Genomic DNA, 14,811 nt, shown 5'->3' with positions numbered 1-14,811 from the left:
ATCCGTCATAACATCATGTTAACTGGCGCGGTATAGCCGGATCAGGGCATAAATTCTTTTCTGCGGGAGCTGAAAATGGCTGACAAAGCGCAATCCGAGCCAACGATGGAGGAAATTCTTGCCTCCATTCGCAAGATTATCGCCGATGATGGCCCTGCGCCCTCATCAGCAGCTCAGGATGCGCCGCAGGCCTCCCGCTCTGTCGATGTAAACGTTTCAGAAGACGACGATTTTGATGATCTGTCTCTCGATGACGTCGTCGCCGAAACCGAATCGGATGAGGTCAACGACCCTGAGGAAGACTTTTTCGCCCAGCAGGAGAAATCCCGCGGCGAGGCAGACTTCGACCTCATGGAGACCGAAGACGCATCCGGCAGCCTGCTGTCCGACGATGACATGTTCGAAGACCTCTCCGCCGAAGGCAGCACATCGGGCGAAGCCGATTTTGCGCCAGAAGCACCTCAGCCATTCGAAGCAGAAGATGACGACCTTGAGGATTTCGGCCTCGAAACCTTCGAGGACAAGCCGTCGATAGATGCCCCGGCATTCGAAGAAGCCGCCAGATCACCGGGTGCGACCTGGTCGCCGCAGGAGCTCGCTGCTCCGCAAACCGAAGCCGACACCGAAGACTATGCGAGCGAAGAGGGCGAGTATGAGCTTTCTGGCAATGATGATGGCGACTGGTCCACGGAAGAGAGCTTCGAGGACACCTCCTTCGACGCCGCTGCGCCGCTGGAAGGCGTCGCCCCGCAGCCAGAACCCGTCGAGCAAGGCTTCACGCCAGAGCCTCAGGCCACCGATTTTACCGCCAGCTTTGACCCGGCGCCACCTGTAGAGGTTGAGCCGGAAACAGAGCCAGCGATTGCCGAATTCAGCGCGCCACAACCAGAGCCGGAGCCTCAGATGACCGAACAACCGACTTCGTCAGCCCAGACCGGCGGCGACGCGCTCACCGATGAGCGTATCGCTGGCGCGGCCGCGACCGCTCTTGGCAAGCTCATGGTCAAGCGCTCGGCCGAGGAAGAAGCCAACCCGAACACGCTCGATGGCCTGATGCGCGAACTGCTGCGTCCGATGATCAAGGAATGGCTCGATGCCAACCTGCCAACGATTGTTGAGCGCAAGGTCGAAGAAGAAGTACAGCGCATCGCCCGCATGGCGCGCTAGACCCTCGTTCACACCCTGATATAGAGACGAGGCGCGCCTTAACCGGCGCGCCTTTTCTTTTGTGTTTTCTGACCACGACTATGGACCGACAAAATGCTTGACCAACGCTTCGATCCCAAGAGCGCCGAGGGGCGCATCTATGAGCGCTGGGTAGAGGCGGGCTGCTTCCGCCCCTCCGGCGATACGAGTGCGCAGGCCTATTCGGTCGTCATCCCGCCGCCAAACGTCACCGGCGTCCTGCATATGGGCCACGCGCTCAACAATACCCTTCAGGACATCCTGATCCGGTTTGAGCGCATGCGGGGCAAGAATGTCCGCTGGCAGCCGGGCACCGACCATGCCGGTATCGCAACGCAGATGGTTGTTGAGCGCCAGCTGGCAGAAGCCGGCAATGAAAGCCGCGCCAGCCTTGGCCGCGAAGCTTTTGTCGACCGCGTCTGGGAATGGAAAGAAAAGTCCGGAGGCCAGATCATCCAGCAGCTGAAGCGCCTCGGCGCCTCCTGCGACTGGGAGAATGAGCGCTTCACCATGGGCGACCGGGACAATCCCGACGACCAGATGCAGGAAGCTGTCCGCAAGGTCTTCGTCGACCTCTACAATCAGGGCCTCATCTACCGCGACAAGCGCCTCGTAAACTGGGATCCGCACTTCCAGACTGCCATTTCAGACCTCGAAGTCGAGCAGAAAGAAGTGCAGGGCGCCTTCTGGCACCTTCGCTATCCGCTCGCCGATGGCGTGACCTATGAGCACCCTGTATTCGACGAAGAGGGCAATCCGGCCGGCACGGAAACGCGCGACTATATTGTCGTCGCGACCACGCGCCCCGAAACCATGCTCGGTGATACAGGTGTTGCCGTTCATCCCGATGATGAGCGCTATAAGGGCCTTGTCGGCAAGTTCGTCGACCTTCCGATCGTGAACCGCCGCATCCCGATCGTCGCGGATGAGCATGCCGACCCTGAAAAGGGCTCCGGCGCCGTAAAGATCACGCCTGCGCACGACTTCAATGACTTCCAGGTCGGGGAGCGCGCAGGCCTGCCTCGCCTCAATATCCTCACGCACGTTGCTTCCATCGTTGATGGCGCCGAAGCCGATGCGGCCGGTATCCCGAACGCCTATCGCGGCCTCGACCGCTACGAAGCGCGCAAGAAGATCGAGGAAGACTTCAACGCGCTCGGCCTGCTGGTCGAGATCGAGAAGAAGAAAGTCGAACAGCCCTTCGGCGACCGCTCCGGCGTCGTCATTGAGCCCTGGCTCACGGACCAGTGGTATGTGAACGCGGAAGAGCTCGCCAAGCCCGCCATCGCGGCTGTCCGCGAAGGCCGTACCAAATTCGTGCCCGAAAACTGGACCAAGACCTATTACAACTGGATGGACAACATCCAGCCATGGTGCATCTCGCGCCAGCTCTGGTGGGGCCACCGCATCCCGGCATGGTTCGGGCCGGATGGTGAAATCTTTGTTGCCGAAGACGAAGCTGACGCGAAAGCGAAAGCTGAGGCGCACTACGGCAAGCCAACAGAACTGAAGCAGGACGAAGACGTCCTCGACACCTGGTTTTCCTCCGCGCTCTGGCCATTCTCGACGCAGGGGTGGCCGGAGAATACGGACGATCTGCAAACCTACTACCCAACCAGCGTGCTGATCACCGCGCATGACATCATCTTCTTCTGGGTCGCCCGGATGATGATGATGGGCATCCATTTCATGGACGGCGAAATCCCGTTCCACGATGTCTACATCCACGCCCTCGTCCTTGACGAGAAGGGCCAGAAGATGTCGAAGTCCAAGGGCAATGCCATGGACCCGCTGGAGCTGATCGACCAGTACGGCGCCGACGCTCTGCGCTTCACCTTTGCCCGTCAGGCCGCACAGGGGCGCAATATCCGCCTCTCGCCGCAAGCGGTTGAAGGCTATCGCAACTTCACGACCAAGCTCTGGAATGCGGCCCGCTTTGCAGAAATGAACCAGTGCGAGTTCGGCCACGACCTTGCGCCGGGCGATCTCAAGCTCCCGCTCAACCGCTGGATCGCGGCAGAGCTCGGCAAGGCGGCGACGGCCGTCACGACCGCGCTCGAAGCCTACAAGTTCAACGAAGCCGCTGAAGCGCTCTACCAGTTCATCTGGAATGTGCTCTGCGACTGGTACATCGAACTCATCAAGCCGGTCATGAACGGCGAGGATGAGGCCGCGAAGGCCGAAACTCGCAAGGCCTGCGGCTGGGTCATCGACCAGACGCTGAAGCTGCTCCACCCGTTCACGCCTTTCGTCACCGAAGCGCTCTGGACCCAGACCGAGCAGGAAGGCCGCAAGCGCGCTGACTTCCTCATGGTGCAGGACTGGCCGGCCTTCGCGGGCGCCTGGGCCGACAGCGATGCCGAGGCAGAGTTGCAATGGGTGCTCGATACCGTGTCCGAGATCCGCTCGACGCGGGCGGTCCTCAATGTGCCCGCTGGCGCGCAGGTCGCTGCCTCGCTCATCGGTGCCTCCGACGAGGTGAAGGGCTGGGCCAAGGACAACGAGACGCCGATCCGGCAACTCGCCCGCCTGTCATCCTTCGATATCGCCGCTGAGAAGCCGGCCGGTGCGGTCACGATCGCGTCCGGCGAAGAGACCATCGCACTTGAAGTGCAGGAGTTCATTACCCTGTCTGATGAGGTCGCGCGTCTCGACAAGGAGATGGCGAAACTCTCCAAGGACATTGAGGGTACCGAAAAGAAACTCTCTAATGAGAACTTCGTCTCCAAGGCCCCACCAGAGATCGTCGAAGAGAACCGCGAACGGATCACAGAGTGGACGGCAACGCTTGCCAAGCTCCGCTCGGCCCGCGATCAGCTCGCTGATCTCTCCTAAGCATGAGGCCTGAGCGTGAGGCCAGAAGGTGAGATAAGAGGATGAACTGGCTGATATTCGTTGGCATCGCTGCCTTCGTCATCTTTGACATCGGCATCCTCTTCTACCTGTTCCGGAAGGCGAACCAGCCGGGCGGCCTGTCCGGCCGTTCGGGTCCAGGGTCTGACAAGTAGGCATTGATGATTTGGGCGCCCTTGCCATAGGGCGCTCAACCCTTGCACACTGGCAGGCGAAAGACGCCCCAGTTTTCAGCGAGGATTTGCCATGTACCGCGTGTTCGCCACCCTCTATCTCGCAGGCACGCTGGCCGCGTGTGCGCCCGAAGCGCCCGAGCAGTCAGAACTGAACACAGCATCGGAAACAGATGCCGACACCTCTTCGGAAACCGCGCAAACGCCAGACACGGAGACCGATATGGCCGCAGCTGAACGCCCGGACTGGCGGATCGTAATCCATGGCGGGGCAGGGGTCATCCTGCGTGAGAACCTCTCCGATGAGCAGGAAGCGGCCTATATCGCCGCGCTCGAAACCTCGCTTCGGGCTGGCGCGGATGTGCTCTCAAACGGCGGCAGCTCACTCGACGCAGTCCAGGCCGCCGTCCTCACAATGGAAGACGATCCGCTCTTCAATGCAGGTTTCGGCGCGGTGATGACCGCCGACCGCATGCATGAGCTTGATGCCTCCATTATGGAGGGCAGCCAACGTGATGCCGGCTCCGTCGCAGGTGTCACCCGCGTCAGGAACCCGATCCTCGCCGCCCGCGCTGTTATGGACCAGTCCGAACACGTGATGTTCGCAGGCGAGGGCGCCGACAGCTTCGCTGAATCGGTCGGTCTCGACATGGTCGAGAATTCCTATTTCACCACAGACCGCCGCCGCGAAGCGCTGGAACGCGTGCTGGACACGCAGCAACGCACCGATGCAGACCGCCACGGTACGGTTGGCGCCGTCGCGATTGACCAGAATGGCAACCTCGCCGCGGCCACGACAACAGGCGGCATGACCGCCAAGATGCACGGCCGCATCGGCGACTCGCCGCTCATCGGCGCGGCGACCTACGCCCAGAACGGCGTCTGCGCTGTCTCGGCAACCGGCCACGGCGAATATTTCATCCGCGTCGGCGTCGCCAAGACAATCTGCGCGCGTGTCGAACTGGCTGGCGAAGACATCGAAACCGCCGCCGATAACGCGCTTGGCCAGGTTGCTGACCTCGGCGGCGATGGCGGCGTCATCGTCATGGGCGGCGAAGGTGAGTATGCCTACGTCTTCAACTCCGCCGGCATGTATCGCGGCATGATGGACGCCAACGGCACGCTTGAAACGGCGATCTTTGAGGCTGAAGAGTAGGGCCTGTTCATAGCGTCCGCGTCGCCGCCCGCGTGGTTCGACTTCGCTCACCATGCGGGCTATTGAGGAGCATGACTGGTGGTTGTTTCGTCTACATTCTGAGGTGTGCCGACAACAAATACTATGTCGGCACCTACCGCGGCGTTGATCTTGCCACACGCCTTGGTGAGCACAATTCAGGTCACCACCCAGAAGCCTGGACTTACAAGCGACGCCCGGTCAAACTGGTCTGGTCAACGCACTTCGACCGCATCACTGACGCTATTTCCTATGAAGCGCAGATCAAGAAATGGTCGCGGGCCAAGAAGGAAGCGTTGATCGACGGCGACCTTGAACGCCTGAAAGCGCTGTCAAAATCGAAGTCGGCCCCAGCAGACCCGAGCAAGGCACGCTTCCCCAAGCAATAGCTTCTCAAACGCCGTCTTTCGAACCTCACCTCTCAAAGCCCGCATGGTAAGCTTGACCTCTCATAGCCCGCATGGTGAGCGAAGTCGAACCACGGGCGACCGCGCTGCCGTTTCAATTCTCCATTCTGGCACCTATCATCTTGCCCCGCTGCACTCGCCCTCTATCCTCTAGCCAAAGAAAAACCCAGCGGAGGACAGTCATGGAAAAGCGCACTCTCGGCCACCCGGATGCGAAGATCGCACCGCTCGTCCTTGGCGGCAATGTGTTCGGCTGGACGGCTGACAAGCAGACCAGCTTCGACATTCTCAATGCCTTCCTAGATGGCGGTTTCAACGCGGTGGATACGGCCAACGTCTATTCCCGCTGGGCGCCGGGGCATGAAGGCGGTGAGTCCGAAACCGTCATTGGCGAATGGCTGGCAGCCGACAAGCGCCGCGATGAGCTTTTCCTGATCACCAAGACCGGCATGGATATGGGCGGCGGCAATGTTGGCCTTTCAGCCAAGCTTATCATTGAGAATTGCGAGGCCTCGCTGAAACGTCTCAAGACCGATCATATCGATCTCTATTTCTCCCACGCGCCGGACAGTGACACGCCGATCGACGAAACGCTGGAGGCGCACCAGAAGCTGGTCGATGCTGGCAAGGTCCGCTTTGTCGGCGCGTCGAACTATGATGCAGCCCAGCTGTCAGAAGCGCTCAAAGCCGGAGAAGCGCCAGGCCGCGCGCGCTATTTAGTGCTCCAGCCGCACTTCAACCTCATCACGCGCGACCAGTATGAAGGTGAACTTGAAGATCTTTGCAAGCGTGAGGGGCTCGGCGTCATCTCGTATTTCTCGCTCGCCATGGGCTTTCTGACGGGCAAATACCGTTCAAAGGATGACCTCGACAAGAGCCCGCGCGGCGGACGCATGGGCGACTGGTTCACAGATCGCAACATGGCCTTGCTCGACGCGATGGATGACATTGCGAAAGCGCATAATGCCACACTGGCGCAGGTCGCACTCGCCTGGGTCATGGCCCGGCCGAGCATCACCGCGCCGATCGCCAGTGCGACCTCGATGGAGCAGCTGACCGACATCATGAGCGCTGCCGATCTCAAACTCAGCGCCGACGAGATGGACTGTCTCAATGCCAGCTGATCTCACCGGCATCACCATTCGCGCTGCGACGACCGGCGATGCGGCCGCCCTGGAAGAGCTTGGGCGACGGACCTTTGTCGAGAAGTTTGGCCACATCTACTCCAAGGCTGATCTCGAAGCCTATCTTGAGGACTCTCACACGCGCACGATCTACGCGCACATGATCGACAGCCCGGACTTTCTTGTCCGGGTGGCCGCACTGCCGGATGGCACACTCGGCGCCTATCTCGTCTGCTCGCCGCTGGAGCTGCCTGCAGATGATGCCGAAGAAGGTGCGGTGGAATTGATGCGGGTTTATGTCGACGCGCCGCTACAGGGCAGGGGGCTCGGGTCGCACTTCATTGAGGAGGCGATCGACTGGGCAAAGATCTCGCAGGCACCGGAGCTCTATCTCAGCGTCTTTTCGGAAAATGATGGCGCGCGCAGGCTTTATGAGCGGATTGGGTTCGAGAAGGTGGGAGAGTTCGACTTTCCGGTCGGAGATCACCGCGACCTTGAATTCCTGATGCGGCTGAAATTGGAATAAAATTGCGCAAGGTTGGCGCTGCACCGTCAAAAACACCGCCGGTACACCGTCACTGCACCGTGTTTTGAGGGCAAAAGGGCAGAATTTTTCGCACACTTTCCGGCGGAAATTCGCTGTCGCCCACTAGCCTCAACCCGGCCGGGCTTCTATCAGATCAGCGAAGATCAAGCTTGAGGAGCCTGCGAAATGAGCAAGACCTGGGACAAGTCACGCCTGCCGTCGCGCCACGTCACCGAAGGCCCGGCCCGCGCCCCGCATCGCAGCTATTATTACGCAATGGGCCTGTCGACCAAGGACATCAAGAAGCCCTTCGTCGGCGTCGCCTCCTGCTGGAATGAAGCGGCCCCCTGTAACACCGCCCTGATGCGACAGGCCCATGCGGTTTCTGAAGGCGTCAAAGCTGGCGATGGCACCCCGCGTGAATTCTGTACGATCACAGTCACAGACGGCATCGCCATGGGCCATGAAGGCATGCGCTCATCGCTCGTTTCGCGTGAAGTCATTGCAGATTCCGTCGAGCTGACCATGCGCGGCCACGGCTATGATGCGCTTGTTGGCGTTGCGGGTTGTGACAAGTCGCTGCCGGGCATGATGATGGCCATGCTGCGCCTCAACGTGCCATCGGTCTTCCTCTATGGCGGTTCTATCCTGCCGGGCCGGTTTGAGGGCAAGGACGTGACCGTTCTCGACGTTTTCGAAGCGGTTGGCGCGCATGCGGCAGGCAATAATGACATGACCGAGGAAAAGCTCCACGCGCTGGAGAAACTCGCCTGTCCGGGCGATGGGGCGTGCGGCGGTCAATTTACTGCAAATACAATGGCTTGCGTCTCCGAAGCAATCGGTCTCGCCCTGCCGCTTTCATCCGCGCTGCCAGCGCCTTACGCCAACCGCGATGAGTACGCCGTTGCCTCTGGCGAGGCTGTTATGCGCCTCATTGAGACCAATCTGCGCCCGCGCGACATCTGTACGCGCAAGGCATTTGAAAACGCAGCTGTCGTCGTCGCCGCAACCGGCGGCTCGACCAATGCAGCGCTTCACCTGCCAGCCATGGCCAATGAATGCGGCGTCGATTTCGAGTTGAAGGACGTGGCCCGTATCTTCGAGAAGACGCCTTACATCGCCTCGCTAAAGCCGGGCGGTGAATATGTCGCCAAGGATTTTGGTGAGGCAGGCGGCGTGCCGATGCTGATGAAAACCCTTCTGGAAGAGGGTCTTATCCACGGTGACTGTATCACGGTGACCGGGAAGACATGGGCCGAAAACCTTGAAGAGGTGACCTGGAATCCTGAGCAGAAAGTGATCTCTCCAGCCAGCACGCCAATCACCAAGACCGGCGGTGTGGTGGGCCTTTGGGGCTCACTCGCGCCAGACGGCGCCATTGTGAAGGTTGCGGGTCTCCACTCGCTTCAGTTCCGCGGCCCGGCCCGCGTCTTCGATGGTGAGGAGGCCTGCTTCAAGGCCGTGGAGTCGCGTGACTACAAGGAAGGCGACGTCCTGATCATCCGCTATGAAGGCGCGAAGGGTGGCCCAGGCATGCGCGAGATGCTGTCGACGACGGCTGCAATCTACGGTCAGGGCATGGGCGACAAAGTCGCGCTGATCACAGATGGCCGGTTCTCCGGCGCGACGCGCGGCTTCTGTATCGGCCATGTCGGGCCGGAAGCGCAGGAAGGCGGGCCCATCGGCCTCATTAAGGACGGCGACATGATCTCTATCGATGCCGCAACCGGCACGATCGATCTTGAGGTCAGCGAAGCTGAGCTTGCAGAGCGCCGCAAGAGCTGGGCCCCGCGGGAGACGAAATACGCCTCAGGCGCGCTTGCCAAGTTCGCAAAGCTTGTCGGCCCTGCCTATCAGGGCGCCGTGACCCATGAAGGTTTCAAGGCCGAGCGCCATGTTTACGCCGATCTCTAAATCGTCGTAAAAGCTGCAGATTGCGGCCATGGAATGGTCACGCCGTTCACCGAGACTTCAGGCTAGACCCGATAGCCTCAGAGGATGATCAAGATGCCACACTCCCTGACCGTAGCCGCTTTGTCCCTGACCGCTTTTGTGGCGGCCCCATTCGCGGCCGCGTCTGAAAGCTGTGTTCAGCAGGCAGAGACGATCCGGACGGCGCAGCAGAATGTCCTGAAGCTAAAGGCAGAGCGCGACGCGTTGGTGCCGAAGGTCGAGGATGCGGGCGATGCCTGGGAAAACAATCAGGCGATGCGCAATTTCAGTACTGAGCAAGCCCGCCAGGCCGATAGCTCTAGGGCAGCTTATGAAGACCTGAAAGCGCGTCTACGCGCGGTCGAGGCTGATTTGCAGGAAAAGGCGTCGAATGCGAATGCGCGCGTAAATGCCTACAACACGCACTGCGCCACGAAAGACTAGGCGAGCCTAGTCAGTAAGCGTCGCGATAACTGGCACATGGTCTGACGGCTTTTCCAGACCGCGGGCCTTCTTGTAAATCTCCACGCCTTCGAGCCGGTCTGCGGCCTGCGGTGACAACAGAAGATGGTCGATCCGGATGCCATGGCCTTTCTGCCAGGCGCCGGCCTGATAGTCCCAGAAGCTGTACTCATGCGCGCGCCCGTCAGCAGCCTCATAGGCTTCGGTCAGGCCTAGCCATTTTAGCTCACGAAAAGCGGCGCGCGTTGTCGGCAGCGCCAGCGCATCATCGCGCCAGACAGCGATATCCCAGCAATCTTCATCGCGAGGAATGACGTTGTAGTCGCCCGCCAGCACGAAGGCCTCTTCAAGCTTCAGCTGCGCTTCGGCGTGGGCCTTGAGATGCTTCATCCAGCCAAGCTTGTAGTCATATTTCGGGCCTGGGGCAGGATTGCCATTTGGCAGGTAGAGACCGCCAACACGAACGGGTCGATCAGCCAGCACAAGCGCTTCAATATAGCGGGCCTGATCATCGTCTTCATTGCCGGGCAGGCCGGTCACGATGTCTTCAAGTGGGTAGCGAGAGAGGAGCGCGACGCCATTATAGCTCTTCTGCCCATGGACGGCGCAGTTATAGCCGAGCTCTTCAATCTCCATATAGGGGAAGTTCTCGGTTTCGCATTTGATCTCCTGAAGGCAGATGACATCTGCATCGATAGTTTTCAGGACATCAAGCACCGTCGCCATGCGGGCCTTGATGGAGTTTACGTTCCAGGTCGCGATTTTCATGGCGTTCTTATAGGGGCGATTCAGGAAGGACGCCATGAGAAGTCGGCCCGTCTCAACCAGCGAAATACAGCTGGTCGTCCATTTCAGGGTGACGCAGGGGTGTGGCGGCTCATATGAATTGTGACAGGTAATTCAGGATCCTCAATGCAACGTCTTATTCTTGTATGTGCTCTTGTCGTCGGCCTAGCTGCATGTGGTCCGACGCCCCGTCAGGCACAGCCGGAACTCTCCGATCTTTATGAGCGCGCGCCGCGAGGCCCGCTCCCCGATGGGGTTCGACCAGTTGCGTATGACATGGATCTGAGGATCGATCCGCGCCGCACACGCTTTGGCGGTACAGTGAAAATCGATGTCGAGTTCGACCAGCCGGCGCAGGGCTTCTGGCTCCACGGGCAGGGGCTCGAGATCAGGGACGTCACCGTCTCCGGCACGAATATGCAGGATGAGGCGGCGACCTGGCGCGATGTCTTGAATTCAGGGGTTGCCTGGATCCACTTTCCACGCCGGGCTAGCGCCGGAACTGTTCGCGTTTCCATTGACTATACCGCGCCTTTTGACGCCAACCTCACCGGTCTGTTCAAGGTTGACGAGCAGGGCAATGCCTATGCGCTGGCGAAGTCAGAAAGCATCCAGGCGCGCCGCTTCATGCCAGGCTTCGATGAGCCGCGTTTCAAGACGCCGTTTAATCTGACGCTCACCGTACCGCAGACGGATACGGCAATTGCAAACACTTCGATTGAGCGTGAAGAAATACTGGAAGAAGAAGGTCTTAAGCGGATAAGCTTTAAGTCGACCAGACCTCTTCCGACCTATCTTCTGTCCTTAGCAGTGGGGCCATTCGACCGTCTTGATGGCCCTTCGCTCTCTCCTAATGAAGTTCGGGATTTTCCAGTTCCGCTGACGGGTTACACCCGCGCAGGCAAAGCGAACGAAATCTCCTACGCGCTGATGATGACGGAACCGATGGTTGCCTTTTTTGAGAGGGAGCTCGGCGTTCCATACCCTTATGAGAAGCTCGACATCATCGCGGCCCCGCAATGGCCGAGCGGTGCAACCGAGCTTGCCGCCGCGATCACGTATCGCGAGAGCCGCATTCTCTACGGGCCGACGAGTGGCCCAGCGATGCGACGGGCGCTACTCAACATTCACAGCCACGAGATCGCGCATATGTGGTTCGGTGATCTGGTCACGCCGCCATGGTGGGATGACCTTTGGCTGAAAGAAGCATTTTCCAGCTGGGCGACGGGTATTGTGCTCGCCGATATGGAGCCGGATGGCGGCTATGAGCTGGACGCCGTTGCCGACAGTATCAGCGCCATGTCGCTCGACAGCCTGCGCAGTGCACGCGCGGTCAGAGAGCCGATCACGCTGAACGAGGATATCCGGAACGCTTATGACTCGATCACTTATGACAAGGGCCTTGCCGTCATCGCGATGGTGGATTCCTATTTTGGGTCTGACAAATTCCGCCCAGCGCTGGGCCGCTATATCTCGCGTTTCGAGGACTCGGTTGCTGACAGTCCTGACTTCTTTGAGGTCATCGCTGACGAAACAGATGAGCCTGACCTGACGACGGCATTCCGTAGTTTCGTCGAGCAGTCAGGTCTGCCTCTCATCAGCGCCGACCTCCAATGCCGCGAAGGCCGTACGCCGGAAGTGTCACTGTCGCAAAGCCGGTACGAACCGCTCGGCAGCCCGATCGAGGAAAGCCGTCGGTGGACGATTCCTTACTGTCTCGTCGCGGCGAGCGGCGACACGCGTGAACGTGTTTGCACTATGATGAGTGAGCAGTCGGCCACCCTGACACTCGACCAGTTCGAGACCTGTCCAGACTGGATCATGCCAAATGCGGGCGGCGCCGGATACTGGCGGTTCAGCCTGCCAGACGCACAGTGGGCTTTGCTTGCTGTGAACTTCGCTTCGCTGGAGGCGGGTGAAGCCATGGTTGCGGTCGATAGTGCTGTTGCGAGTTTCGAAGCGGGGGAGCTTGCCCTCCCGACACTGATGGCGATTGCGAATGCAGCGGCCCGGCATGACCAGCGTCAGGTCGTCGATGGCGCGGTGCGTGCGTATTCGGCGCTCTATCGTGCCGTGTCGACTGACGAGGTGGCGCGTGCAGGCATGGAGGCCGAGATCACGCGCGTGTTTGGGTCCCGCCTCGACCGAGCGACGCAGTCCGATCTTGAGAGCGAACGTATTCTGGCGTCGCGTCTAGAGTCTTTTCTGGCACGCACCGGCAATGACGCAGAGTTGCGGGAAGAATTCGCGCGTGCGGCGAATGCCTATGTCGGTCTTCCTGTAAGCGGCGAAGTGCGCGGGCTGACGAGCGACGACTTCTCGACCGCGCTTGCCATTGGCATGCAGCAGGGTGGGGAGCGCTTCCTGGATGCGATGGTGTCTTCGCTCTCGAACATCGATGACCCGACTTTCGAGCAGGCGGTTGCTTATGCGATTGGCCAGAACAATGACCCGGCATTGCTGCCGGTCATCATGGAGCTTTCCATGTCAGGACAGCTTGGCACGCGAGAAACCTATTCGATCATGTCCGGCCAGATGCGCCAGAGCGAGGTCAAACAGGATGCATGGGCGTGGCTACAGGCGAACTATCCGGAATTCGTGCAGCGTATTCCCGGCCAGCGCCCACGCTCGACGCCGCGGCTCGCAGGCGATCTCTGCTCACCGACGGCTATTGTCGAGCTCGAGGCCCTGTTCGGCGCATATGGGGACTTGGCGCCCGGCTATGAGCGCGCGCTAGCCGAAGCGCGCGAGAGCATCGGGCTCTGCGTCGCGCTTGAGGCTGAACGCGGTGACGAGATCCGTAGCTATTTTGCCGGTTTCGCGCCGTCCGAGACCGCACCGGAAGATAGCAACTGAGCGATCTCATCCTCGCTGCGCCCGAGGCCAGCGAGGACTTCGCGGCTGTGTTGACCGAACTTCGGTGACGGGCCTTTCGGTCCGTCATTGGCGCCGGGAAAGCGGACGGGCGAGGCTGGTGACTTGAACGAGCTGCCATCGCCTGCGGCTGATGGGACGTCCACGATGCCGCCGGCTGCCAGAACCTGCGGGTCGGCGGCCGCTTCGGCCATCGTCTGGACCGGTGCCCAGGCGATTGAATGCTCATCGAGGCGCTTGGCAGCTTCTTCCTTCGTCATCGCCCCGAAGCCCTCATCGAGGACACCGACGCATTCGACGCTGTTCTTGCGGCGCGCCTTTGGCGAGGAGAAACGTTCATCTTCGATGAGGTCTTCGCGGCCGATGACCCGGCAGATCGGGGCCCAGTCGGAATTGCCCTGACGCGCCACGATGCAGAGCCAGTGATCGTCACTGGTGCGGAAGAAGTTCATGATCGGCACGGTCTGCTCATGGCGCTGCTTGGTGGAGCCAAGCCGCCCGAAGAAGAGCTGGATCGCGAAATCAGAGCCAAGCGTGAAGAGGGCGGTGCGCAGCAGCGAAGCTTCTACCAGCCGGCCCTTGCCGGTCTTGGTGGCCTCCACCAGCGCGGCGCAGATGCCCGCGGCAGCTGCAATGCTGGTCGTATGGTCGCCAAAAGCCGTGCGGCACGGGAATGGCTCGCCGCCCTTCGGGATAGTGGTGCGCGCTGCGCCGGAGCGTGCCCAGAAGCTCGCTACGTCGAAGCCAGGCTTGTCGGCATCCGGGCCATCGAGGCCGTATCCAGTCAGGCTGCAGTAAACGAGTTTCGGATTGACTGATTTCAGTCCTTCATAGTCGAGACCAGACCGCGCGAGGCCGCCGGGGCGAACATTCGTCAGGAAGACGTCGGCGCTCTCGGCAAGTTCGCGCAGGATCTTGCGGCCCTCATCGGTGGTCGTGTCGAGCGCGATGGATTTCTTGCCGCGATTGTCGAAATCAAAGACCGGATTGTCCTGGATATCGGTGCCGATGGTTGCGAAGAATTTGCGGATCGGGTCGCCGCCGGGCGGTTCAACCTTGATCACTTCAGCGCCCCAGTCACTCAGGATACTGCCTGCGCCAGGGGCGGCCATATAGGTTGCGTATTCTATGACGCGAATGCCTTCGAGCATGTCTACTCCCAGATTTATTTCAGGTCTGCTGCCGGACCCATTGGTAAACCGGACATTAACCGGCACAATACAATTCTCAGCAAATTGATTCCTCGGCTGAGGGAAGGCGCTATCGATGGGTATTTCAAGCATGCGGCCGCAATTGTCCGAAGGGGACATTGAGC

At 60.2% G+C, this 14,811-nt stretch carries 12 protein-coding genes; 10 read left to right on the top strand and 2 right to left on the bottom strand.

Annotated elements, in window-relative coordinates; genetic code table 11:
* Positions 1-75: 75 nt before the first annotated feature.
* The 9 genes from D1222_RS15880 (at position 76) to D1222_RS12085 (ending at position 9,818) form a co-directional block, all read left to right on the top strand.
* The gene (locus D1222_RS15880; RefSeq protein ID WP_233348728.1) at positions 76-1,167 is read left to right on the top strand and encodes a DUF2497 domain-containing protein; all 1,092 of its coding nucleotides are present in this window, start codon (positions 76-78) and stop codon (positions 1,165-1,167) included.
* A gap of 93 nt (positions 1,168-1,260) precedes the next feature.
* Positions 1,261-4,020, top strand: a complete 2,760-nt coding sequence (locus D1222_RS12115; RefSeq protein WP_119454511.1) for a valine--tRNA ligase — start codon at positions 1,261-1,263, stop codon at positions 4,018-4,020.
* A 41-nt stretch (positions 4,021-4,061) separates the two neighbouring features.
* A complete protein-coding gene (locus tag D1222_RS15910; RefSeq protein WP_267896090.1) occupies positions 4,062-4,193 on the top strand; it encodes a hypothetical protein in 132 nt (43 codons plus the stop codon).
* Positions 4,194-4,284: 91 nt separating this feature from the next.
* The gene (locus D1222_RS12110) at positions 4,285-5,367 is read left to right on the top strand and encodes an isoaspartyl peptidase/L-asparaginase family protein (protein ID WP_119454510.1); all 1,083 of its coding nucleotides are present in this window, start codon (positions 4,285-4,287) and stop codon (positions 5,365-5,367) included.
* A gap of 71 nt (positions 5,368-5,438) precedes the next feature.
* Complete coding sequence (locus tag D1222_RS12105; RefSeq protein WP_119454509.1) at positions 5,439-5,774, top strand: GIY-YIG nuclease family protein; 336 nt, start codon at positions 5,439-5,441, stop codon at positions 5,772-5,774.
* 200 nt (positions 5,775-5,974) lie between these two features.
* Positions 5,975-6,916, top strand: a complete 942-nt coding sequence (locus D1222_RS12100) for an aldo/keto reductase (protein ID WP_119454508.1) — start codon at positions 5,975-5,977, stop codon at positions 6,914-6,916.
* Positions 6,906-7,442: a GNAT family N-acetyltransferase gene (locus D1222_RS12095; protein WP_119454507.1), complete on the top strand. Its 537-nt coding sequence runs from the start codon at positions 6,906-6,908 to the stop codon at positions 7,440-7,442. Before D1222_RS12100 ends, D1222_RS12095 begins: the two co-directional genes overlap by 11 nt.
* A 186-nt stretch (positions 7,443-7,628) precedes the next feature.
* Positions 7,629-9,356, top strand: coding sequence for a dihydroxy-acid dehydratase (ilvD, locus tag D1222_RS12090; RefSeq protein ID WP_119454506.1), 1,728 nt, complete (start codon positions 7,629-7,631; stop codon positions 9,354-9,356).
* 93 nt (positions 9,357-9,449) lie between these two features.
* Positions 9,450-9,818, top strand: a complete 369-nt coding sequence (locus tag D1222_RS12085) for a hypothetical protein (protein ID WP_147371866.1) — start codon at positions 9,450-9,452, stop codon at positions 9,816-9,818.
* Positions 9,819-9,824: 6 nt separating this feature from the next.
* Here the strand turns inward: D1222_RS12085 and xth are convergent, their stop codons facing one another.
* Positions 9,825-10,604, bottom strand: a complete 780-nt coding sequence (xth, locus tag D1222_RS12080) for an exodeoxyribonuclease III (RefSeq protein ID WP_119454653.1) — start codon at positions 10,602-10,604, stop codon at positions 9,825-9,827.
* A 144-nt stretch (positions 10,605-10,748) separates the two neighbouring features.
* Here xth and D1222_RS12075 point away from each other — a divergent pair, with 144 nt between their 5' ends.
* Positions 10,749-13,478 (top strand): M1 family metallopeptidase, encoded by a 2,730-nt coding sequence (locus D1222_RS12075; RefSeq protein ID WP_119454504.1) that lies wholly within the window; start codon positions 10,749-10,751, stop codon positions 13,476-13,478.
* Here D1222_RS12075 and D1222_RS12070 read toward each other — a convergent pair.
* A complete protein-coding gene (locus tag D1222_RS12070) occupies positions 13,427-14,647 on the bottom strand; it encodes a CaiB/BaiF CoA transferase family protein (RefSeq protein ID WP_119454503.1) in 1,221 nt (406 codons plus the stop codon). The genes D1222_RS12075 and D1222_RS12070 overlap by 52 nt on opposite strands.
* Between the last annotated feature and the right edge of the window lie 164 nt (positions 14,648-14,811).

Source organism: Henriciella algicola (assembly GCF_003576245.1).
Taxonomy (GTDB): Bacteria; Pseudomonadota; Alphaproteobacteria; order Caulobacterales; family Hyphomonadaceae; genus Henriciella; species Henriciella algicola.
The sequence above is the reverse complement of the archived record's forward strand: the minus strand, read 5'-3'. Positions and strand labels throughout refer to the sequence as shown.

Coding starts and splice junctions, on each gene's coding strand:
- D1222_RS15910 (WP_267896090.1), top strand. CDS start 4,062: ATGAACTGGCTGATATTCGTTGGCATCGCTGCCTTCGTCATCTTTGAC.
- ilvD (WP_119454506.1), top strand. CDS start 7,629: ATGAGCAAGACCTGGGACAAGTCACGCCTGCCGTCGCGCCACGTCACC.
- D1222_RS12070 (WP_119454503.1), bottom strand. CDS start 14,647: ATGCTCGAAGGCATTCGCGTCATAGAATACGCAACCTATATGGCCGCC.
- D1222_RS15880 (WP_233348728.1), top strand. CDS start 76: ATGGCTGACAAAGCGCAATCCGAGCCAACGATGGAGGAAATTCTTGCC.
- xth (WP_119454653.1), bottom strand. CDS start 10,604: ATGAAAATCGCGACCTGGAACGTAAACTCCATCAAGGCCCGCATGGCG.
- D1222_RS12075 (WP_119454504.1), top strand. CDS start 10,749: ATGCAACGTCTTATTCTTGTATGTGCTCTTGTCGTCGGCCTAGCTGCA.
- D1222_RS12115 (WP_119454511.1), top strand. CDS start 1,261: ATGCTTGACCAACGCTTCGATCCCAAGAGCGCCGAGGGGCGCATCTAT.
- D1222_RS12085 (WP_147371866.1), top strand. CDS start 9,450: ATGCCACACTCCCTGACCGTAGCCGCTTTGTCCCTGACCGCTTTTGTG.
- D1222_RS12105 (WP_119454509.1), top strand. CDS start 5,439: ATGACTGGTGGTTGTTTCGTCTACATTCTGAGGTGTGCCGACAACAAA.
- D1222_RS12110 (WP_119454510.1), top strand. CDS start 4,285: ATGTACCGCGTGTTCGCCACCCTCTATCTCGCAGGCACGCTGGCCGCG.
- D1222_RS12100 (WP_119454508.1), top strand. CDS start 5,975: ATGGAAAAGCGCACTCTCGGCCACCCGGATGCGAAGATCGCACCGCTC.
- D1222_RS12095 (WP_119454507.1), top strand. CDS start 6,906: ATGCCAGCTGATCTCACCGGCATCACCATTCGCGCTGCGACGACCGGC.